We start from the raw sequence: 23113 nt of genomic DNA, 5'->3' as shown, positions 1-23113 counted from the left end.
CTAGAAAGGCAGGGATTCTTCAATTTTTAGTTAATAGCTTATAATTCAGCGTTGTGGAAAACTTCAGTTACATCGTCATCTTCTTCAAGTTTATCGATCATTTGATTGAATAAAGTTTTTTTATCTTCCGGCAACTGAACCATCGTTTGTGGAATCATAGTTACCTCAGCTTGCGCTAATGTATAACCTTCTTTTTCTAAAGCATCACGTACATCTGGTAAATCAGAAGGATCTGTATAAATTTCAAATACTTCATCTGACGTTTCCATTTCATCTCCGCCAGCTTCTAGGACACTCATCAGCATGGTATCTTCATCAACTTCCAGCCCTTCACGTTCAATTGCGATATACCCTTTACGATCAAACATATAACTAACAGAACCTTTTTCGCCCATAGAGCCGCCATTTTTGTTAAAAGCGACACGAACATTAGTCCCAGTACGATTTAAGTTATCTGTTAAAGTATGAACCAATACAGCTGTTCCTTTCGGGCCATACCCTTCGTAAATCACTTCATCATAGTTTTCATTTTCACCTGTTGTGCTTCCTTTTTTTATAGCGCGTTCAACATTATCATTCGGCATATTATTAGACTTAGCCTTATCCATCACCATACGTAATGAAGGGTTAATGTTTGGCTCAGGCCCACCACTTTTCACAGCCATGTATATTTCTCTTGATATTTTTTGGAATATTTTCCCGCGTTTTGCATCTTGTGCATTTTTACGCCCTTGGATATTGTTCCATTTTGAATGTCCTGACACTCCAAACTCCCCATTTCATAGTATAAGTGTATTAAGCTAGAATAAATAGCTGTCCTTATTTTATCAAAAAACCCATTACAGAGCAACTATTCACTAATTTATCTATCGTTTTATCTTTTTAAATAAAGATCTATTTTTTTTCTTTTTAGAATAGAACAGGAAAAATACTATAGCTAGGAAAATACTTGTCAATGCTCCTGTAGCGTCCAAAATGACATCTTCCATCAAAGGAGTCCGATCAGGTGTGATACTTTGATGTAACTCATCAAAAGCTGCATAACCAGATGCTAATAGCCATGATACAAACGCTGCTAACCCAATACTTGTCATTTTATTTTTCAATCCTAAAAACCAACATAATCCTAATAAAAAATAGATTCCAAAATGAGCCAATTTTCGAATGAAGAATTCAATGAACGAACTATATCCTTGTGCAGCGATGCTCACTTCATCGCCTGCATAATTGAATTGAATCAAGCTTAAGAGTTCCTTCAATGGTTCTTTAGCTAAAATTTCATCTAGCATACTTGTCAACGATTGTTCTCCATAAGGCTGAGAAGAACTGTAAAATAATACTGCCATTATTATAAATGCTAGTAGAATAAAAAAATTATCTTTTGTAGTTGAACGCATCTGTATCTTCCTTCTTTCATAACTTTGTATTAAAATTTATTTTTATTTATCATCAAGCTAACTATGTCTATTTTACATTATAGTGAAGTATTTTTGGCAGTTATTTTTAAGTCAGGCTTATTACACTTATTTAGTTTGAATAACTACTGATTTTAAAACTTTGACAAACTAGAGTATAATGGATTTATTCAAAGTGTGAAAGGGAGTTACAATATGAAATACAATATAAAATGGGATCTTGAATCTATTTTTCCAGGCGGCAGCAGTTCACCACAACTAAAAGAAAAATTAGCTCTTATCCGAAATCAGCTAGATGAATTATCTTTACTTACTACTAAGTGGGATACTGAAAAAGATGGTCCCGCATTTAAAGAGCTAGCCGATATTCTGCTTGTTCAAGAAAAATTAACAAAGGGACTTTCTCAAGTTTTTACTTTTGTAGAAGCTGTTCAATCTGCAGATGTACTTGATAAACAAGCAGGGGCCCTTCTTGGCCAAGTAATCGAATTGAGTAGCGCTTTTAGTACGCTTCAAATTATTTTAACAAAAAAAATGGTCGCTATGCCTGATAATAATTGGAATGAGCTAGTTAAACTACCTGCTTTTAAAGAAATTGAATTCAGCCTAAATGAAACGCGTAGACATGGTAAAGAACTATTAAGCGAAACAGAAGAAGCCTTGATCAATGCTCTTTCCATCGATGGTTTCCAAGGATGGAGCGATCATTACGATTCATTAGTAGCAACTATTGAGATTCCTTTTGAAGATGGTGAAGGTCATATCCATCAGTTGTCAGTTGGACAGGCCTATAATAAAATGAATACTGATCCGGATGCAAAAGTTCGCGAGCAATTATTCAAGAAATGGGAGGAAACCTGGGGGGGCATGGCTCCTTTATTCAGCGACACATTAAATCATTTGGCTGGGTTTCGTTTAGCAGACTATAAAGCTCATGGTGTTAAAGATTTTTTAAAACGTCCTTTAGAATATAATCGGATGAACCAGGAAACCTTAGATACAATGTGGAAAGCCGTTAGCGACAACAAAAAACCTTTTGTTGATTACTTAAATCGTAAGGCTCAATTGCTGGGAAAAGACAAATTATCTTGGCAAGATACTGAAGCACCAGTGATAATCGGAAATGCATCTGCTAAGGTTTATCCATATGATGATGGTGCTGATTTTATTGTAAAAAATTTCCGTAAGTTTAGTGGGAAAATGGCTGATTTTGCTCAATACGCTTTTGACCACAGTTGGATCGAAGCCGAAGACCGTGGTGGAAAAAGACCTGGTGGATACTGTTCAGAGTTGCCAGAAAGTAAAGAATCTCGTATCTTTATGACTTATGCCGAATCGCCAAGTGAAGTATCCACATTAGCACATGAATTAGGTCATGCTTTTCATAGCCATGTAATGACTGATTTACCAACTCTTAACCAACAATATGCCATGAATGTTGCTGAAACAGCAAGTACTTTTGCAGAAATGATCATAGCCGATGCTACCGTTAAAGAAGCGACTTCTAAAGAAGAAAAAATCACTTTATTGGATACGAAAATACAAAACGCCTTAGCCATGTTTCTAAATATCCATGCGCGTTTCTTATTTGAAACACGATTCTATAATGAACGTCAAAACGGTATTTTAACAGAGGATCGCCTTGGTGAATTGATGGAAGAGGCTCAAAAAGAAGCGTATCAAGATTCTTTAAGTGAGTATCACCCACATTTTTGGGCTAGTAAACTCCACTTCTTTATTGCTGATGTTCCTTTTTATAATTTCCCATATACTTTTGGCTATTTATTTAGTTTAGGAATTTATGCTCGTTCTTTAGAAGAAGGAGCTGGTTTTGAAGATAAATACATTGCATTGTTGAGAGACACTGCCTCAATGTCTACAGAAGATTTAGCTAAGAAACATCTAAATGCCGACTTAACTAAACCAGATTTTTGGGAAGCTGGTATTGCCATCATGAAAAATGATGTCGATACTTTTATGTCCTTAACTGAAGAATACGTGAAATAACATAAAAAATAAGACAATCTTTAAAAAGATTGTCTTATTTTTTATTCATTTTTTGAATCTCCTGGGACAAAAATCGTGATGTGACTAGGTAAAACTTGAACGGTAAGAGGAAGTTTGTCTCCCTCATCTCCATCAATATTACTTACCAATTGGATATCTTTTTCTACGACAGCTATTTTACCTGATTTAAATTTTCTGTATAGTGTCTCATCTGCCTCAGTTGCGTTTCCTGAAATCACTTTAGGAATTAATTTAACTTTGTCCATTAAAGTCTTCCCTTTTAATGCAACTAAATGCAGGTATCCATCATCTATTTTCGCATGCGGCAACATATTTTCAAATCCTCCGACAGAATTCGTTAATACGATAAGTACTAAACTAGATTCTTGTTCAATGACCTCATCATCTAAGACTAATTTAAAAGGATAGCTTTGATTATCGTTAAAAGCCTTTGCTCCTTCAATAAAGTAAGATAACGATCCTAATTTTGTTTTTTGATCAACGCCTACATCTTTAACTGCTTCTGGGATTTTCCCAATCGCGATGACATTAACAAAATAACTATCATTTACTTTTCCGACATCTAGTTTCTTTGTGACTGCGTCTGGCAACATGCTAATGGCTGCTTTTGGATCAAGTGGAACGCCCAAAGCACGACCTAAATCATTGACAGTACCCAAAGGAATGATGCCTAATTTTGGACGATAGGCTTCCTCTGCTAAACCACTTATACACTCATTTACTGTTCCGTCACCACCCATGACAATAACTGCTTCTACGCGTTCTTTAGCAGCTTTTTCAGCAAATTCTTCAGCATCTCCGCCTTTAGCTGTTTCTTTAAGTATGACCTCATCATACATTGATTCTAAAACTTCTAGAGCAAGCTCCGTATACTCTTTTCCCTTTTCTCCTCCTGAAGAAGGATTTACGATCAGTACCACTTTAGTCATTTTCCATCAACCCTTCCTATACCTATGTATACCTATGTAAAAATCGTCTTTTATAGATTTAGTTTAACTTAAGCTCTATTCGATTGCTAATAAAAGGCTCTTCTTAACGACAAGAGGTGATTTTCTGATTTACTATAACAAACTCTGTTTTTTCCGACTATTATGCTTCCTTTCTATAAGTTTATAATTAGAAAGGAAAGGATGAGAGAACCCTAGGAGAACAAAAAAAATCGTTGCCTAATTGGCAACGATTTTTTCTATTTTTTAATAACGTCCATATCCTACAATTTTTGGTCCCCAGTATGAAGAACTAACTGAAGTATAAGCAACTCCCGTGCTGCTCTGAGATCCAACAAATTGACCATTGCCTACATAGATCCCTACATGAGATATTGATCCCCCATCTTTGAAGAAAACTAAATCGCCAGGTTGTGGATTTGTAACCTTAGTAGAAGATGCATATTGTGCTGCTGCTGTCCGCGGCAGAGTAATTCCTACCTTTGCAAAAACATAAGATGTAAAACCAGAACAGTCAAATCCATTTGTAGAAGTTCCACCCCACAAATAAGGTGTTCCTAAAACTTTAGAAACACTTGGCTGTAAAGCTGACCAAGAGGTTCCAGAATTAGAAGGCTGAGTTTGAGTGATTGGTTTAGGTGCTACTGGTTTCGTTTCTGTTTCAACTTTCTTTACTGGTGCTTTAACTGGTACTTTAACTGGTGCTTTAGTTTGTGTAACTTCATTTGTTTTTACTGGAGCTTTTGTTGAAACAATATTAGTTGTTTTTACAGACTGAGTTGGAGCTTTTACTACAGTAGAACTAGTTGCTTTTGAAGATTCACTTGAAGTTTCAGTTGGTTGAGATACTTTGACTGCTATTTGAGTTTCAACACTTTCTTCAACTACTTCTGTTATTTCTGACGTTTCAATTTCATTTTCAGAAGATTCTTCTATGACTGCTTCTTCAGATTGTTCTACTTCATAACTTGCTAATACAGCCAACTCTGCTGCTTCTTGAGCTGCAGTATATTCTGCCACTTGACTCTCTGCTTCAGCTTTTTGAGCAATATACTTATCTTTATCTGCTTGCGCACCAGCTGTCTCAATAGCTAATTGAGAAACCACTACTTCTTTTTCTAATGATTGTTGTTCCATTTCAGCTTTTGCATTTTCTAATTGAGCAGCAAGAGCATTTTGTTGAACAATTGATTGTTCAGTTTTTTCTTTCTTTTCTACTACTGATTTCTTATCATCTGCTTGCGTTTGAACAAGATCCTTGTTTGCTTTCACTAAATCGGTAACCACATCAACTCGTCCAAGTACATCAGACATAGATTCAGCTTCAATAACAAATTCTATGTAGTTCTTTGTATCACCATTTACTTGTACTGTGCGTGCTTGATTTTCAAGTTGTTCACTGCGTTGTTCGATTTTTTCTTTGAGTGATTCAATTTCTTTTTGTAATGTTTCATTTTCTTTCTGAGATGCTTCAATATCAGCTAATAATGTAGTTGTTTTATCTTTATTTGAATTGATTGAATTTGTGATTGCTGCTAATTCAGCTTCTGTTTGGCTTGATTGAGCTTGTAGACCATCAACTTTTTGTTGAGCTGCTTTAATTGCTGTTTCAGATTGATTTAGTTGTTGTTCAGATTCAGAAACTTGATTTGTAAAAGTTTCAGCGCTAACGGCAGTTGGTAAAATAAGAGAACTAAAGGACATGGTTCCTAGTATTGCAACAGTTAATAGTTTTTTATTCACGTGTTTTACCCTCCAAATAGAATTTCTGTTATTTAAAATCTTACTTTTTTTAAGATTCCTTAATTGGCTTTTATTATAACATAGGACATATGATAGAATCGTATCGTTTAGATTACAACTGTGTGTCAAATAAACGATTTATTTAAATGAACAATCATTGAGGTGATCGTTTATCAAACCTGCAGCTTCCATGAATGCATAACAAGTTACTGGTCCAAAGAATGTAAAACCTCTTTTTTTCATTTCTTTTGATATAGTTATGGACAACTCTGTTTTAGCTGGTACTTGCTCTGTATTATTAAAATGATTGACGATCGGCTTTCCTTTCACAAATGACCATATGTAGGCATCAAATGTACCGTAGTCTTGTTTTACTTTTAAAAATGCCTCTGCGTTCTTTAAAAGAGAGTTGATTTTTAATTTATTTCGAATAATTCCAGGATTTGAAAGTAATTCTTCTATTTTTTTTTGATCATAGAGAACGATTTTATAAGGATCGAATCCATCAAGCGCTTTTCGGTAATTTTCTCTTTTATTTAAAATTATAGACCAGCTTAATCCAGCTTGCATCGTTTCAAGAATCAATAATTCAAATAAAGCCTGGTCATCATGAAGCGGTTTGCCCCATTCTTCATCATGATATTTCTTCATCAAATCAGTTGTAGCCCAAGTACATCTTTTCATTTGTGCACAGCCTTTACTTTTATTTGATATTATTACCTTTTGAAGTCTTGCTTTCTATTATTTGGTTAGTGTATAGTGTATTGTTAGTATAGATCAACTTTTAAGGTAGTTCGCCTACCTATTGTTAAGAATCAGATTAGGAGGATTTGCTATGTCTAAAGATTACCGTGTTTTACTTTACTATAAATATGTTCACATCGAAAATCCAGAAGAATATACAATAAAGCATTTAGCTTTTTGTAAAGAAGTTGGTTTAAAAGGAAGAATTTTAGTCGCTGAAGAAGGCATCAATGGAACAATTGCAGGTACTTTCGAACAAACGCAACAGTATATCGATGCCATGCATGCTGATCCTTACTTTTCAGATTTAGTTTTTAAAATAGATGAAGAAGAGCGCCCACCTTTCAAAAAAATGTTTGTCCGCTTACGTCCCGAGCTTGTATCCCTGAACTTATTAGACGATATCGATCCAAATGAAGTAACTGGGAATTATTTAGAACCGAAAGAATTCCGTGAAGCTATTCTTGATAAAAATACAATTGTTATCGATGCGCGAAATGATTATGAATACGACTTAGGACACTTCAGAGGAGCCATACGCCCTGAAATTAGAACTTTTAGAGAGTTGCCTCAATGGATCCGTGATAATAAAGAAACCTTTATGGATAAAAGAGTGGTAACCTACTGTACCGGTGGAATTCGTTGCGAAAAATTTTCTGGTTGGTTAGTTAAAGAAGGATTTAAGGATGTTGGACAATTGCATGGAGGAATCGCTACTTATGGAAAAGACCCTGAAGTTCAGGGGGATCTATGGGATGGTCAAATGTACGTATTTGATGAACGCATCAGTGTTCCCGTCAATCAAAAAGAACATGTGATTGTTGGACTTGATTGGTTTGACGGCACTCCATGTGAACGTTATTTAAACTGTGCAAACCCTGCTTGCAACCGTCAAATTTTAGCTTCTGAAAGTAATGAGCATAAATATTTACGTGGATGCAGCCATGAATGCCGCATAACTCCAGCAAACTTATACGTAAAACGCAACAATTTGAGTCAAGAAGATGTTGCAGAACGGTTAGCTGTTATTGGAGAGAAACTTCCAGCATCAGTTTAATAAAAAAAAGGAATTGAGATTTTTCTCAATTCCTTTTTTATTTATCCTAATATCAGTACATCTTCAGTTACTGTTTCTCCACTGTTCTTTTGAAATAATGCTAATAAATCTGGTACAGTTAATTCTTTTTTCTTTTCTCCTGAAATATCTACTACTATTTTTCCGTTGTGTAACATGATCAATCGCGTTCCATGCTTGATTGCATCTTCCATATTATGAGTGATCATTAGTGCTGTCAACTTTTTTTCGCGGACGATTTTATCCGTTAATTTCAATACCATTTGACTCGTCTTAGGGTCTAACGCTGCTGTATGCTCATCCAATAGAAGTAATTTTGGTGGAACGATCGTTGCCATTAATAACGTCAAGGCTTGTCTTTGGCCGCCTGACAATAATCCGACTTCCATTTTCAATCTGTCTTCTAAGCCTAACTCCAGTAATTTCAGTTGCTCTTTGAACAATTCTCGTTGCTTGTCTTTTACACCCAAAGTCAATCCTCTTTTTTTCCCTCTTTTGAAAGCCACCGCTAAGTTTTCTTCAATTGTCAGTCGTGTTGCAGTCCCCATCTTTGTATCTTGAAAAACTCGTCCAATGTCTTTTGCTCTTTCATTTGTTCTTTTATAGGTAACGTCCTTTCCATCCAAAAAAACAGCACCCTCATCCACTACATAGGTTCCAGCCACACTATTTAGTAATGTTGATTTTCCAGCGCCATTTCCTCCGATGATCGTAACAAATTCTTCTTTCTCGATCGTTAAATCGATCCCTTTTAAAACATGGTTTTCATTAACGGTTCCTACTTCAAAGCTTTTATGGATAGTCTTTAATTCTAAAATTGCGGTCATACTAATTTGGCTCCTTTCCGGTTGATCCTTTTTACTTTCTTTTTCAATAGTGGAGTAGAAAGAGCAATTGCCAGTATGATTGCTGAGAACAACTTGATATCTTGCGGTTCTACACCTAATTGTAATACCAAATCAATAATTAAGCGGTAGACGATTGCTCCAATCACGATTGTTATTAAACGCTTCGCAAAAGATAAATTATGGAAGATCACCTCACCAATAATAACAGAGGCCAATCCGATCACAATCGTTCCAATTCCCATACTAATGTCTGCATAACCATTATTTTGAGCAATCAGTGCCCCTGATAAAGAGATCAATCCATTGCTCAACATATAGCCTATTATTTTCATAGCATCTGTGTGAATACCATTTGCTTCGCTCATTTCTTCGTTATCACCAGTAGATCTTAGTGCTAATCCAGTTTCAGTACTGAAAAATAAGTAAAGCACTAAAATAACTACTCCAACTGCTATTGCGCCAACAATTAAAACAGCTAAACGATTTTCTAAACCAAACGACTGCAAAGTACGCATCATTGTTTCTTGCCCCAATAAAGTGACGTTTGCTTGTCCCATTATTCTTAGGTTGATGGAATACAAAGCTGTCATGGTCAAGATCCCTGTGAGTAGAGCGGGGATCTTAAGTTTTGTGTGCAACAAACCCGATACGCTCCCAGCGAGCATTCCTCCTACTAGTGCCAATAAACTGGCAATCAAAGGAGATATTCCGGAAACAATAGCTACCGAACAAATAGCGGCACCTAATGGGAAACTTCCTTCAGCAGTTAAATCTGCGATATCTAGAATCCTAAAAGTAAGGTAAACACCTATCGCCATAACAGACCATAATAGTCCTTGAGAAATACTTGATAATATAATATCCATTTTAATTCTCCTTTATCTTTTACAGTTTAGTCAGGCAATACAATACTTTCAGGATCTATGCCTAATGATTCGGCCACCTCTTCGTTAATAACAAGTTCTAAGTTATTAGAAGTTTCAACCGGCATTTCTGCTGTTTCTGCACCTTCTTCAATAATTTGGAGTGCCATTTGAGCTGTTTGACGTCCTAATTCTTCGTAATTGATCCCATAAGTTGCCAATCCTCCAGCTTCTACCATTTCCGCTGAACCTGGTATAACAGGCAATTTGTATTCTAATGCGATCTCGCCAACTGTTGGCATTGTGCTTGCTAATGTATTATCAGTTGGAATGTATACCGCATCAACTTCCTGAGCTAATGTTGTCATTACTTGTTGAACATCATTTGTAGTTGTAACGGTTAACGTTTTCACTTCTAAGCCTTCCGCTTCAATGGCTTTTTGAGCTAAATCTGCTTGGATTTTTGAATTTGGTTCACTTGAATTATAGATGATCCCAACCGTCTCAGCATCTTTTGCTAATGATAAAAGCAAAGCAACTTGGGCTTCTATCGGAACCATATCACTCGTTCCGGTTACATTCCCGCCTGGAACTTTATTATCAGCAACTAATCCGGCATCAACTGGATCTGTTACTGCTGTAAATAAAATAGGATCTTCTTGTGTCACTGTTGCTAAAGACTGTGCTGCTGGTGTTGCAATAGATAAGATAACATCATTTTCACCTATCAAACTTTCACTCATACTTTGTAAATTTGCTTGATCTCCTTGGGCATTCTGGTAATTTATGGTTAAGTTTTCTCCTTCAATATAATCTGCTTCCTCTAATTCGCTGATAAACCCCTCGCGCGCTTTTGATAATGAATCATGTTCCATATATTGCAAAATACCTACGTTCACATTTGTTTCCTCTGGATCTCCAGTCTCACTTGTGTTCCCGCAAGCTGCTAACAATAAACCTGTTGAAACGGTTGCTAAACCTGTCAGTATTTTTTTCTTCATCCCGTTTGTTCTCATCTTTATTTCCCCCTATTTTTTTGAATCTATTCTTTTACAAAAAATAAAAACGCCCACTTAGTATTGAAAACTACCTAAGTGGGCGTTTATTTTATGTAAAAATAAACAATAAATTCTTTATGATTCACCACTTAGATAATCTCTATGTGGCAAATACTTAGCAAATCAAATTGCTTTAGCCATATAGATACAAACATTTCTGTTTCCTGTTTGTATCCATAATGAATCAGGTCTACAAACAGCTCCTAAAATAGCTAAAGTAATAATTATTTAATTGTGTTTGGTTAGCTACATGACTGTTCATAATAATCCCTCACAATTTCGATTTGTATTTGTTGTTACAAGTATAAAAAATCAAATGAGAAAAGTCAATAGTTAAATTAAAATAAACTCATCTAAAATTCATTTGATTATTATAATATTCTTCAATGTAAAAACTATACGCTTTTATACCTTCGTTCTTTATAAAATATTAATTTTCTGCAATGTTTCTTCAAAAATTGCTCTTTCCACTCTCTTTTTGTTATAATAGGCCAAGTAATTAGAGTAATTAAATATAATTTTATGAGGTGACTTAAATTTGAACAGTCCACGAAATACTAATGGATCAACATTGCTAGAGAAAACAAAAATTGTCTCTCAAAAAACGATACAATTTATGAAGAAACAATGGATTTCTTTCAAGAGAACAGATTTTTATCGATCCATTCGTTTTAAAAGAATAAATCCACATAAAGAAAAATCTCAAGATGAATCATCGTCCTTAACAGCTACTAATGATAAGCAGCAAAATGGTGATAAAAAAAGAGCGTTAAATAAAGAAGGGAAAAATTTTACATTAAGCAAATTTTTATTCGGCTTCAATGTCGGCTATAGTGTAATCAAAAACCTATTCATTATGATAGTTATTATTGGACTGATTGGTGGGGCACTTGTAGGTGGGATAGGCTTAGGATTCTTTGCTTCGCTAGTTTCGGGTGAAAAAATCCCAACGTATGAGGAAATGAAAACAGATATTGAGAATGTTTCAGCAACCTCATCCATGTATTACGCTACTGGAGAAAAAATCAGCGATTTAAAGACTGATTTAAAACGATCTGAGATCCCTTTAAGTGAAATGTCGCCTTTAGTTCAAAACGCTATTATCGCTACTGAAGATGAATATTTTTATGAGCACTCCGGAGTGGTTCCAAAAGCTGTTGTCCGAGCATTATTCCAAGAGGTTTCCGGTGCAGGTACGACATCTGGCGGATCAACTCTTACTCAACAACTGGTAAAACAACAAATATTGACAAATGAAGTTTCCTTTAAAAGAAAAGCAAATGAAATTTTATTGGCTTTTCGTATTGAAAATTACTTTACAAAAGAGGAGCTTTTAGAAAATTACTTAAACGTCTCCCCTTTTGGAAGAAATAATAAAGGACAAAACATCGCAGGTTTGAATGAAGCTTCAACAGGTATATTTGGTTTGAAAGCCAGTGAGTTGACTTTACCACAGGCTGCTTTTCTTGCTGGTCTGCCTCAGAATCCAATTATTTATAGCCCTTACACCCAAACAGGCGCTCTTAAAGAAGATTTTTCTGCTGGTATGGACCGTAAAAACGAAGTGTTGTTCAGAATGTACCGTGAACAATACATTACTAAAGAAGAATATGATACTGCTTTAGCCTACGATTTAGCGAAAGACTTTTTACCTCAAGAAATGGATATTAAAGACAGTACTGATTATGTATATAACTTTGTAGAACAACAAGCCAGACAAATTCTAATGGATCAATTATACACAGCTGATGGTTTTTCAGCTAAAGACCTTTCTAATGATCAAGATTTGAGGGATTCTTATTATAACCAAGCAAACGAAGATTTAAGGACAAAAGGTTATACAGTTTATTCAACCATTGATAAAGGCGTTTATGAAGCTATGAATGATGTAGTTAAGCAGTATGCATCACCAGAAATTTCTTATGACGAAAATAACGATCCAATCGTGAACAACACGAGCGATTTGGGCACAGTCAAAGTTGTTGATTATTTTGATGCCGAAACCGGTGAAACAAAAAAACTAGTTGAACCAGTTCAAAATGGCGCAATTTTAAGAGATAACGCTACTGGCAGAATAATCTCCTTTATAGGCGGTGTCGATTATGAAATCACTCAAGTTAATCACGCATACCAAGCTCCACGTTCCCCAGGTTCAACGATGAAACCTTTACTAGCCTTTGCCCCAGCGCTGGAAGAGGGCATCATCACACCAGCTACTATGGTTTTTGAAAGCTCTGCTAAAGTACCAAGCTGGGAAAATGGTTCTTTAGGTACTCATGAGATAACCAACTTCGGAGATGTGACTCCGAATAAATGGACCAATGTGCGTTCAGGTCTATCAAAATCAAGTAATATCGTAACAACAAAAATCTATGAACAAATGAAAAACACTTATAATATGGCAGAAAAACTTGAATCATATATGCACAAAATGGGCTTTGGATCTGACGTCATCACGACAGAAGAATACCAAGGGGATTATTACACTCTTCCTATCGGTGGGATCACCAAGGGGACTACTGTTTTAGATCAAACAGACGGCTTCTCTACTTTAGCAAATGACGGAAATTATACAGAAGGTCATGTGATTGATAAAATTGAAGCGGCTGACGGAACTATCGTCTATCAACATGAAGCAGAACCTGTCGAAGTATTTTCTGCCGAGACAGCCTATCTGACAACCGATATTTTACGTGATGTATTAGAGTCTGGTACTGCGAAAGATATAGAAGGACAATTAAATTTCAAAGCCGATATCGCAGGTAAAACTGGAACATCAGATGGCCAAAAAGATATCTGGTTTATCGGTTATACACCTCAAGTTACCCTAAGTTCTTGGATCGGATATGATAATGCTGTCGATACTTCTGTTAACGACTTAACTAACTCCGGTTCTGAAAGTCCAAGCTTGAGAAACAGAAGACATTGGGCTCGTTTAATGAATGCTATCTACAATGCAAACCCGACCGTTTTAGGTATTGACCAAACGTTCCAAAAACCAGAAGGCATCGTTGAAGCAAAGGTTCTTAATGCAACTGGTATGCTGCCGGGAAAAGTAAAATTAAGTGATGGCAAAGAAGTCACCGCATCTGGTGCTACTAAAACAGAAATTTTCAATAAGAAGTTTGCCCCAAAAACAACTATCTACAACTTTGCGATTGGCGCTTCTGAAAAAGAATTAGCAGATTATTGGAATAATGTTTCTAAAACAGCTAGCTCTCAAGAAGCTAAAAAAGCTGCGGCAGATAAGAAAACGGCTGAAACGGAAAAAGCTGAAGAAGATAAAAAAGTTGAAGCAGATAAAAAGAAAGTAGAAAAAGATAAACAAGCGCAAGAAGCCGCTAAGAAGAAAGCTGAAGAAGCTAAGAAGAGAGAATAAAAAAATAAGACATCGAATTGTAATACGCCTCGCAAAAGTTGGTTTTCTCTAACTTTTAAGGGATACTACAAAATCGATGTCTTATTATTTTTTTTAGTTTTCTTTAGTTGTTCCTCTATTTGCAATGTGGTGAGGTAAAATAATCGTTTTTTCATCTACGTCTTCTTTATTCATCAACTTAGTTAATAAACGCATAGATACGGCACCAATATCATATAATGGTTGAGTAATGGTACTCAATTTAGGTCTTACCATTTCAGATAATTTAGAGTTATTTGCAGTAACGACTTCGAATTCTTCCGGTATTTTAACGAAATGATCTAAAGCTCCGTTCATGATCCCTACAGCAATTTCATCATCACCAGCGAATACGGCAGTTGCTCCCGCTTCAGCTAATTTAGTATAAACTTCTTCTCCAGCTACAAACGTATAGGCTGTTTCAAAAATCAAACTTTCATCATAAGCAATACCCGCAGTTTCTAAGGCCGTTTTATACCCTTTTAATCGGTAAATACCATTGATAGGCTCTTGAGCGATCGATCCAGAAACGAAAGCAATACGTTCATGTCCACTAGCAATCAATTGTGTAATTGTTTGTTCTGTTGCAGCTTCGTAATCAATATTCACACTGCCCATTTGTTCATCTGGATCAACTGTTCCTGCCAAAACAACAGGCGTTTTCGAACGTGAGAACTCTGCTCTTAATTCGTCTGAAATTTTATGACCCATATAAATAATGCCATCTACCTGCTTAGCTAGCAGTGTATTCAACACTTGGATCTCTTTAATGTCATTTTGATCAGAGTTAGCTAAAATGATATTGTATTTATACATTGTTGCAATGTCATCGATTCCTCTTGCCAAAGATGAAAAATATAGATTCGTTACATCAGGAATAATAACCCCTACAGTTGTTGACTTTTTACTTGCCAATCCACGAGCAACTGCATTTGGACGATAGTCTAGACGATCGATTACTTCTAATACTTTTTTCCGAGTAGTTGGTTTTACATTTGGATTGCCGTTTACAACCCGTGAAACAGTTGCCATTGAAACATTTGCTTCTCTTGCAACATCATAAATAGTGATAGTTTGTTTTTCCATGATTAATCTCCTTTAAATAATTAGATTCGTTTACTTTTTGTATACTACTAATTTAGCAAATTCACACTAGCAATGCAAGCGTTTCATTTTCATTTTCATGAAAATTTCATAATTTCTTTCATTAATTATACTTTTCACTATTTTTATTTTTTAGTTTTCTTTAAGAAAATCATTATTAATAGTGCTACAATTACCTTAATACATTCATACGAAAGCAGGGATAATTATTGTGAATACACACCTAAATATATTACAAAGATGGTTAGTCGAACAGAGGATAGATGTTGCTTTTATTAATGAACCTAGTACAATTGCCTACTTAAGTGGCTATGAAAGTGATCCGCACGAGCGTATTTTAGCTTTGGCCGTTTTTGCTACTGGAGAACCTTTTCTCTTTACACCTGAACTTGAAAAAGAAGATGCCTTGAAAAGTGACTGGTCACATGATGTTTATGGCTATTTAGACAATGAGGATCCATGGGCTCTTATTGCAATCCACTTAGCATCTCGTAAAAGTGATCTTAGCAGTATAGCTATTGAAAAAGATTTTTTAACCGTTGGACGATTTGAAAAACTCCAATCTTTTTTCCCAGTCATTCCTTTTTCAGATGTCACTCCTAAAATACAAGCTATGAAGTTGATCAAAACGCCAGATGAGATAAATAAAATGATGGAGGCGGGCAAATGGGCTGACAGAGCTTTTGAAATTGGCTTTAAGGCAATTAAAGAAGGTGTGTCCGAAGAAGAAATCGTGGCAGAAATTGAATACGCCTTAAAAAAAGAAGGCATTAAAGAAATGAGTTTTGAAACAATGGTCTTGACTGGAGTTAATGCCGCTAGTCCACATGGTACACCTGGAAAAAGACGAATACAATTAAATGAATTTGTTTTATTTGATCTAGGTGTCGTTTATAATGGGTACACTAGTGATGCTACTCGTACAATTGCTTTCGGAGAACCTTCAAAACAAGCAAAAGAAATATATGACGTTGTATTAGAAGCCTACAACGCTGCATTGACAGCCGTTAAACCAGGCATAACCGCTGGCGAATTAGATAAAATCGCTCGGGATATTATCACTAAAGCAGGTTACGGTCAATACTTTACTCATCGTTTAGGTCATGGTCTAGGAAGTTCAGTTCATGAATTTCCGTCTATCATGCAAGATAGTGATTTTGTTATTCAAGAAGGTATGTGTTTCTCAATCGAACCTGGTATCTATTTACCTGGTATTGCAGGCGTTCGGATAGAAGATTGTGTGGTCGTCACAAAAGACGGTTGCAAAGTTTTCACTCATACGCCCATTACGTATACTTCCATCTAAATCTACAACTTGAAAAATTAAAGCTATTTTATACAACAAAAGTAAAAAGCAGCGAATCCCTCAGAGGTTCACTGCTTTTTACTTTTGAAGTTAAATTCGTTTATTTGTATTAGTTGTTCTATGCTAATCTTTCTTTCCATCTTCTTCAGTTTGTTCTGAATTAATATTTGTTGTTGAATAATCAAAATCTTCTTCAACTTTTTCTTGATCATTATCAAAATCCATCGTACTACTTTCAATATCTTCTTTACTTTCTTTTGTAGTTGATTTAACTTCTTCTAATGTATCTTTTGCTGTTACGTTTATATCTTCTGCTGTTTCAGCAGCGATTTCTTTCAATTCTTGTGCTATGTCTGTTGTTGATTTTTTAAGACTATTCAACTCTTCTCCTACATCTTTTGAAGCACGTGTTAACTGTTCTTTTATTTGGGAAGCTGATTCTTTCAAGCTGATTTTAATCTCATCTGATGCATCTTTAGCAACAGTTTTCACTTCTTTTCCTTTTTCCTTAGCGATATCTGCATATTCTTTTGCTGAGCTTTTAGCATCAGTTGTTTGTTGATTCAACTCTTCACGTAATTCTTTACCAGATTTTGGTGCGTACAATAAAGCTGTAACTCCTGCCGTTGCAGCGCCTATAATTGCTCCTAAAAGAAATCCACATTTTTTAGCCATCTATACTTCTCCCCTTTTCTTGATCCATTATGAATGTTTTAGTTTCTTATTTGATAACTTAAACGTGCTCTTTTTTATTTTTACGCTTTTTATTCATATTTACTGCTGTTTTACCCATTTTGCTTACCATGCCTGCTTGAGCTGTTTTCTTAGTTGCTCCAGTGACATGTGTAGTTAAATTACGAGTAGAATCATTTAAACTTGAAACAGTTGCCCCTAAATCACCAATGGCTTTAAATACTGGGTCAGTTTTACCTAATTTCCCATTGACATCATCTAATGTAGCATTGGATTTATTTAATAAACCTTCTACTTCGATCAGAAGACTATCCGCATCTTTTGTTAGTATACTAATGCTTTTGTTAGCTTCATTAACTGTTGTTTGGACTTCTCCAATTACCTTAGAAACTTTTAACAATACAATGATTAAAAACACAACCAATGCTGCAAAAGCTACAGCAGCTATCAATGCTGCAATTTCTCCACCTGTCATATAAACTCCTCACTTCCTTCTATATCTTTTCATTTTTTATTTAGAAATAAAAAATCTTCTACACGTATAGAATACCATTATTTATTTTTTACATCAAATAATATGAAACCGAAGATAGTGTCAATTTATTGTTGGAAAAAAATTCTCCTAGCTAAATCGTTCTTTTTTATCTTAAGGAATCGCCTACCGCGCTCCGCTTGGTTCATTCCCTTCAAAGCTAAAAGGAAAAATTCCTTTTAGCTTTGAAGGGAATCACATTAAAAATCTATTTTCCACGTATTCCTTTTAATACAAATGATAACGGACTTTTTTTATACTGAGTCAGCGCGGGAAGCCCTCCATACACTGGTTGGAATTGTTGGGTGTATTTCCGATTGACTCGTTTATCTAATTTTTTAATCGCTAGTTGACGAATACGTGTTTTATTTTCTCTTTTTAAAGCTGTTTTTATGTCTCCACCATTAAAAGTGTAGGCTCTCAATTTCGCAATATGTTCTGCACCGGTTAAACTCCAGCCTAATGGTCGGGAGCTAAGTCGAGCAGATAGAATGTGACTAATATGCCCTTCGGCACTACAACCATAATAATTGGGATCTTTTTGCTTTTGGATGGCTTCCCAGTGCCTTAGAATATAGCGTCTTGATTCTTCTAAAGCTTTTCTTTCAGATTCTCTTAAATCATCATCTAAACGTGTTTTAAAGTACAATTTAAGCAACTCTTTTTCGTTACTATAAATCCACCTATAGAGATTAGAAATCCATTCATGATGCCCTATACAGGCTTTTTTAATGTATTTTGATAAGTGAAAATAATCTAAGACAAATTCGCTTTTGGGTATCATTTTCGTACCGGATTTAATCCAAGCTGCTCCATCGCCAGAAATGTAGATTTTCTTTACTTGATTTAAATCATACGCTTCTTCCAAGTAATCGAGTACAGTTTCCCATAAGTCATCATTATCTGGATAAAGACCGGTAAAGTAGCGTTTCCCCTGTAACTCAACTCTTTTAGTGATTCCCGTGGATTCTTTCCGTCCTTCATAGACATAAACCAATTTCATGAAGCGATTGGTGCCATCTTGATAAGCCACGTGATCTTCATCTGCTTCAATATATAATCGGTCGATGGACTTCTTATGCGCTGGTAAATCTGCTTCTGTAGGCTCTACTAAATGTTTATGAACAACGTTCATAACTGAACTCCGACTATGGATTGAAATGTTTTTAAAGCTATCGATTGTTTTTTGATACGACAAATCTTTCGCTTTTTCTAAGATGGCAGCTGTTAATCCTAAATCCATCCGGGCATGCGGTTCGAGTTCTAAATAATCATCCACTAGATAAGAAAACTCACCTGTTTGCTTGTTTTTGTAATACGTTCTGTCTAGAATGATATCTCCCATAGTAGTCGCAATTAGTTTCTGATCCTTGTTCCGTTGGACATGATACAACTCTTTTCGTGTCGTGTCTTTTCTCAAAATAGTGTCCAGTTGGACAATATAATCTTCTACCAATGCAATCCCTACTTGATTCATTGTTTCTTGAACGTTTGAAATCAATTCATTAAAAGGCAATTGTTTATTTTGGGTCAATTCAATATTTCTACTCATCATTTTGCTGATTTCTGTCATGACATGCTGTATAATATCCATTAAGGAACAACTCCTGTTCTATGTTTTTAGTAGGTAAAAACAGTTTAACACAGGAGTTGTTTCTTTTTTTTATTTTCCAACAATTATTTTACACTAACGAAACCGAATACTTTTATGCTCCTTCTTTTATATTATATTCGTTATTTTTATTCTTTCATTTTCATTTAAAAATTTAGACTTTTCTTAATACAGCTGTCACTATAATTTTGCTTAGATATTTGTTATTATGATAAAGAACATTCAAATAGAAATATATTTATTTAAAGGAGTATTTAGTTTATGGACAGTAGTAATCAATTAGATAGTTCAATTGCAGTTGATGTTGTTGATACTTTTACAGAACAGACCAATATTTTTTCGAAATTTTGGACTTCAATCGATTGGAGCAGTATTATTTCCATGGTGACAGCCAGTGTCATTCAAATTTTATTTTTCATGATTTTCTTTTTCGTTGTAAAAATCATTGGAAACTTTTTTATTGAACGAACATTTGAAAATTACCGAAAGAAAAAAGATATATCTACAAATCGCTTAAATACACTCTATAATTTGACCAAAAATTTATTTCAATCCTTTGTAGGCTTTTTCTTATTCTATGCGATTCTTTCAGCTATTGGTATTCCTGTCGGTACTCTGCTTGCTGGGGCTGGGGTCATCGGTTTAGCTTTATCTCTTGGGGCTCAAGGATTCGTCAGCGATATAGTAAATGGGTTTTTTCTGCTGCTTGAAAAGCAAATAGACGTCGGCGATATTGTTAACTTAGATACTGTTTCGGGTACTGTTGTTGATGTGAATTTAAAAACGACTAAAGTAAAAAGCTTTGATGGAACGCTTAACTTTGTACCTAATCGCTATATTACTATCGTAAGCAATAAATCACGTGAAGACATGCGTGCTCAAGTTGACATTCGGCTTTTACCAAATACTGATATCGAAAAAGTAAATTTGATCATCGCAAATGTGAATGATCAAATTGTTCCACAGTATCCAGATATTACCGAACCTCCTACTAGCTTAGGCTTGATTCATCTTGGAAATGGTTACTACGGGGTAAGAATTGTGATATTTGTCTTACATGGACATGAATATGAAATACAGAATGCTTTTTCTCAAGCATACGTAACTGCTTTAACAAAAGAGGGCATTGAAATACCTGTCAATCCGCTTAATATTGTACAGTAACAATTTCGTATCTTTAACCTAAGGAGGCAAACGTTAATGTCAGTACCACCTAAAATATTAATTTTAACTGGAAGTTATGGAAATGGTCATCTTGAGGTGACTCGTTCCCTAATTACAGAATTAAATAAACGTGGCATCTCCAATATTATTACATCAGATTTATTTTACGAAGCACATCCTGTTTTGACTAACGTTACTAGGAAACTTTACATTAAAAGTTTTACTAAAGGGCAAAACATCTATGGTTTTCTTTATTATAAATCTGATTTTAGATTAACTGATTTTAGAATTGATCGAATGATCGACAGATATGGTTATATGCGTATCAGTCAGCTGATGAAAGAAAATGATTTTGATCTTGTGATCAATACTTTTCCAATGCAAGCTTTGCCTATCTACAAACAGCATACCAAAAGTACCAAGGCTGTGATCCCATTTATTAATGTATTAACTGATTTCTGCTTGCATACCCGCTGGATTTCAGACGGCATCGATTATTTTTTTGTAGCTTGTGATAGTTTGAAGAAAGAATTAGTAGATACTGGAATAAATGAAAATAAAATTACCGTATCAGGTATTCCTATAAAAGAAGAATTTTACCTTTATGATAAGCCTTCTTCTCATGAGTCTGATATCTCCATTCAAACAAAGAACTTACTAATTTCTGCTGGTGCTTACGGAGTAGTAAAAGATTTAGCTAAAATTATCGAAGAATTAAAAGTGAAAGAAAATTTGCATATAACAGTCGTCTGCGGTTCTAATAAACTACTTTCCAATGAACTTATGCAAGCTTATAAAAGTGATGGTAACGTAACCATTCTTGGGTACGTTTCAAATATGGCCGATTTAATGAATCAATCTGACATTATGGTTACCAAAGCTGGGGGGATTTCTCTTTCAGAAGCTCTGGCAATTCGAATCCCTTTAGTTTTAACACCTGCTGTTCCTGGACAAGAAAAAGATAATGCAAGATTTTTCGAAAAAGAAGGAATGGCCATTGTTACAAAATCAGAAGATGAGATTGTACCAGCTATTTCAATTTTATTAAAACAACCTCTTTTAGCAAAAAATTTGACCGATCAAATGGAAAACCACTTCCATCCGCATGCATCTGCACTCATAATAGATAAAGTTTTAGCGCTGATTGAAAAACCTTCTATTTTTAATGAGGCTGACCATAACTCAAATGAGATTGAAAGTTGATAAAAAATTCTTGTTTCAACGTATTCAATTGATGTTCGTTGAATACGTTCGTACTTTACTTTTTAATGGATTTGTTTTATTTATTCATTAAGTGACCGATGCCAAATTCAAGATAATCAAAAAAGTTCCCAGTTTAAATCAATTGATTTAAACTAGGAACTTTTTGATTATTTTACAATAGTTTGTTAGCTTTTTTTTCTAAAAAATCACCTACATGTTCAATAGCAAAGGGAATAGCTTTTTCATTTGGTGTCATTTTAGGGTGATGCAAACCATAAGGACAATCGACACCTAACCAAAACATCGTGCCAGGAATTTTGTCTAAATAATAGCCAAAATCTTCACCTGTCATTTCTGTTTCCATATCTTTGTATTCGATACCTTTTTTTTTTGTCATATAATCAATAAAGGCTAGCGTTTCTACTTCGTTGTTGACTACAGGGTAATAACCACCTTGGTCTAAATCTAAATAAATTTTGCAATTATAAGACAACTCGATCCCTTTAACAATATCTCTTACTCTTTGTTGGGTCAACTTACTCATCTCAGAGGTTAATGTTCTTATAGTCCCAGTAAGGCTAGCATATCCACTAATAATATTTCCAGCTGTTCCAGCATGCATTGTTCCTAAAGTAATCACTGTGCCTTCCATTGGGTTAACACTTCGACTAATGATCGTTTGAATTTGATTGATAAATTGACTTGCAGCTACTATCATATCATTCGATTCATGCGGGTATGCAGCGTGTCCGCCTGTACCGCGAAATTCTACATTGATCGCACATGTGCCAGCAAATAACGTTCCTACTTTTGTTCCTAAAGTTCCAACTGGTAAATCCGGTTTCACATGCAGTGCATAAATTTCGTCTGGCATATAATCATTTAAAAAACCACTATCATAAATGATTTTTGCTCCGCTCACATTCTCTTCAGCTGGTTGAAAAATAAACACTAAATCATCTACTGTTTGATGAGAACTAAAATACGTTAATAATCCTAATGCAATCGACATGTGTACATCATGACCACAAGCATGCATTCTTCCCTCGTGAGTAGATCGAAAAGGTAAGTCTGTTTCTTCTATTACTGGCAAACCATCTATATCGGTTCTCCAACCAATCGTTTTTTCCCCAACACTGCCTTTTACACGGACTACAATAGCTGTTTCCCATGTTTTTATCTTTAAATTTTCCTGTGGCAACTCTTTGATTTTAGACATTAGATAATCATGCGTTTTGTACTCTTCTAAACCAATTTCAGGAATCAAATGCAATTCTCTTCGCATTTGGATAAAAGGGTTCTCTTGTGTCATTTTCTTCACTCTCTTCTAAAAAAAGAGATGAAGCAGAATGAGATTTCTCCTATACTGTTTCATGCTCTT

The 23113-nt window shown here is 35.1% G+C and carries 19 protein-coding genes; 6 read left to right on the top strand and 13 right to left on the bottom strand.

Annotated features, from left to right (window positions below; genetic code table 11):
* Positions 1–38: 38 nt before the first annotated feature.
* Together BR50_RS08660 and BR50_RS08655 are read right to left on the bottom strand one after the other, a co-directional pair.
* Positions 39–764, bottom strand: a complete 726-nt coding sequence (locus BR50_RS08660) for a YebC/PmpR family DNA-binding transcriptional regulator (protein ID WP_034547870.1) — start codon at positions 762–764, stop codon at positions 39–41.
* 102 nt (positions 765–866) lie between these two features.
* Positions 867–1397 carry a VanZ family protein gene (locus tag BR50_RS08655; RefSeq protein WP_034547868.1) on the bottom strand — a complete coding sequence of 177 codons (531 nt, stop codon included), beginning with the start codon at positions 1395–1397 and terminating at the stop codon, positions 867–869.
* A 213-nt stretch (positions 1398–1610) separates the two neighbouring features.
* On the opposite strand from BR50_RS08655, the gene BR50_RS08650 reads away from it, so the two are divergent.
* Positions 1611–3422, top strand: coding sequence for a M3 family oligoendopeptidase (locus tag BR50_RS08650; protein ID WP_034547866.1), 1812 nt, complete (start codon positions 1611–1613; stop codon positions 3420–3422).
* A 41-nt stretch (positions 3423–3463) separates the two neighbouring features.
* Here the strand turns inward: BR50_RS08650 and BR50_RS08645 are convergent, their stop codons facing one another.
* The 3 genes from BR50_RS08645 to BR50_RS08635 form a co-directional block, all read right to left on the bottom strand.
* The gene (locus BR50_RS08645; RefSeq protein WP_034547864.1) at positions 3464–4372 is read right to left on the bottom strand and encodes a diacylglycerol/lipid kinase family protein; all 909 of its coding nucleotides are present in this window, start codon (positions 4370–4372) and stop codon (positions 3464–3466) included.
* A gap of 264 nt (positions 4373–4636) precedes the next feature.
* Positions 4637–6133: a C40 family peptidase gene (locus BR50_RS08640; RefSeq protein ID WP_034547862.1), complete on the bottom strand. Its 1497-nt coding sequence runs from the start codon at positions 6131–6133 to the stop codon at positions 4637–4639.
* Between the two features lie 138 nt (positions 6134–6271).
* Positions 6272–6817 carry a DNA-3-methyladenine glycosylase I gene (locus BR50_RS08635; protein ID WP_034547859.1) on the bottom strand — a complete coding sequence of 182 codons (546 nt, stop codon included), beginning with the start codon at positions 6815–6817 and terminating at the stop codon, positions 6272–6274.
* 151 nt (positions 6818–6968) lie between these two features.
* Here BR50_RS08635 and trhO point away from each other — a divergent pair, with 151 nt between their 5' ends.
* Positions 6969–7934: an oxygen-dependent tRNA uridine(34) hydroxylase TrhO gene (trhO, locus tag BR50_RS08630; RefSeq protein ID WP_034547856.1), complete on the top strand. Its 966-nt coding sequence runs from the start codon at positions 6969–6971 to the stop codon at positions 7932–7934.
* 41 nt (positions 7935–7975) lie between these two features.
* Here trhO and BR50_RS08625 read toward each other — a convergent pair whose 3' ends face one another.
* The 3 genes from BR50_RS08625 to BR50_RS08615 are packed head-to-tail and all read right to left on the bottom strand — an operon-like array spanning position 7976 to position 10679.
* Positions 7976–8779 carry an ABC transporter ATP-binding protein gene (locus tag BR50_RS08625; protein WP_034547853.1) on the bottom strand — a complete coding sequence of 268 codons (804 nt, stop codon included), beginning with the start codon at positions 8777–8779 and terminating at the stop codon, positions 7976–7978.
* Complete coding sequence (locus BR50_RS08620; RefSeq protein WP_034547851.1) at positions 8776–9666, bottom strand: ABC transporter permease; 891 nt, start codon at positions 9664–9666, stop codon at positions 8776–8778. The genes BR50_RS08625 and BR50_RS08620 overlap by 4 nt, the downstream gene beginning before the upstream one ends.
* Positions 9667–9692: 26 nt before the next feature.
* Positions 9693–10679 (bottom strand): ABC transporter substrate-binding protein, encoded by a 987-nt coding sequence (locus BR50_RS08615; RefSeq protein WP_034547849.1) that lies wholly within the window; start codon positions 10677–10679, stop codon positions 9693–9695.
* 580 nt (positions 10680–11259) lie between these two features.
* On the opposite strand from BR50_RS08615, the gene BR50_RS08610 reads away from it, so the two are divergent.
* The gene (locus BR50_RS08610) at positions 11260–14100 is read left to right on the top strand and encodes a transglycosylase domain-containing protein (protein ID WP_034547847.1); all 2841 of its coding nucleotides are present in this window, start codon (positions 11260–11262) and stop codon (positions 14098–14100) included.
* A gap of 93 nt (positions 14101–14193) precedes the next feature.
* On the opposite strand, the gene ccpA is transcribed toward BR50_RS08610, so the two are convergent.
* Positions 14194–15204, bottom strand: a complete 1011-nt coding sequence (ccpA, locus tag BR50_RS08605) for a catabolite control protein A (protein WP_034547845.1) — start codon at positions 15202–15204, stop codon at positions 14194–14196.
* 229 nt (positions 15205–15433) lie between these two features.
* On the opposite strand from ccpA, the gene BR50_RS08600 reads away from it, so the two are divergent.
* Positions 15434–16528, top strand: coding sequence for a M24 family metallopeptidase (locus BR50_RS08600; protein ID WP_051905777.1), 1095 nt, complete (start codon positions 15434–15436; stop codon positions 16526–16528).
* 123 nt (positions 16529–16651) lie between these two features.
* Here BR50_RS08600 and BR50_RS08595 read toward each other — a convergent pair whose 3' ends face one another.
* The 3 genes from BR50_RS08595 to BR50_RS08585 all read right to left on the bottom strand — a co-directional run bounded on the left by BR50_RS08595 (position 16652) and on the right by BR50_RS08585 (position 19347).
* Complete coding sequence (locus BR50_RS08595; protein ID WP_034547843.1) at positions 16652–17203, bottom strand: YtxH domain-containing protein; 552 nt, start codon at positions 17201–17203, stop codon at positions 16652–16654.
* A gap of 58 nt (positions 17204–17261) precedes the next feature.
* Complete coding sequence (locus tag BR50_RS08590; RefSeq protein ID WP_034547840.1) at positions 17262–17696, bottom strand: DUF948 domain-containing protein; 435 nt, start codon at positions 17694–17696, stop codon at positions 17262–17264.
* A 265-nt stretch (positions 17697–17961) separates the two neighbouring features.
* Positions 17962–19347 (bottom strand): ISLre2 family transposase, encoded by a 1386-nt coding sequence (locus BR50_RS08585; protein ID WP_034547577.1) that lies wholly within the window; start codon positions 19345–19347, stop codon positions 17962–17964.
* 279 nt (positions 19348–19626) lie between these two features.
* On the opposite strand from BR50_RS08585, the gene BR50_RS08580 reads away from it, so the two are divergent.
* Both BR50_RS08580 and BR50_RS08575 read left to right on the top strand, forming a co-directional pair.
* On the top strand, positions 19627–20529 hold the full coding sequence (locus BR50_RS08580; protein WP_034547838.1) for a mechanosensitive ion channel family protein: 903 nt from the start codon (positions 19627–19629) through the stop codon (positions 20527–20529).
* Between the two features lie 36 nt (positions 20530–20565).
* A complete protein-coding gene (locus tag BR50_RS08575; protein WP_034547836.1) occupies positions 20566–21732 on the top strand; it encodes an MGDG synthase family glycosyltransferase in 1167 nt (388 codons plus the stop codon).
* Positions 21733–21904: 172 nt separating this feature from the next.
* On the opposite strand, the gene BR50_RS08570 is transcribed toward BR50_RS08575, so the two are convergent.
* The gene (locus BR50_RS08570) at positions 21905–23044 is read right to left on the bottom strand and encodes an N-acetyldiaminopimelate deacetylase (protein WP_034547834.1); all 1140 of its coding nucleotides are present in this window, start codon (positions 23042–23044) and stop codon (positions 21905–21907) included.
* Between the last annotated feature and the right edge of the window lie 69 nt (positions 23045–23113).

Origin of the sequence: Carnobacterium alterfunditum DSM 5972, from assembly GCF_000744115.1 — a bacterium.
GTDB lineage: Bacteria > Bacillota > Bacilli > Lactobacillales > Carnobacteriaceae > Carnobacterium_B > Carnobacterium_B alterfunditum.
The sequence above is the reverse complement of the archived record's forward strand: the minus strand, read 5'-3'. Positions and strand labels throughout refer to the sequence as shown.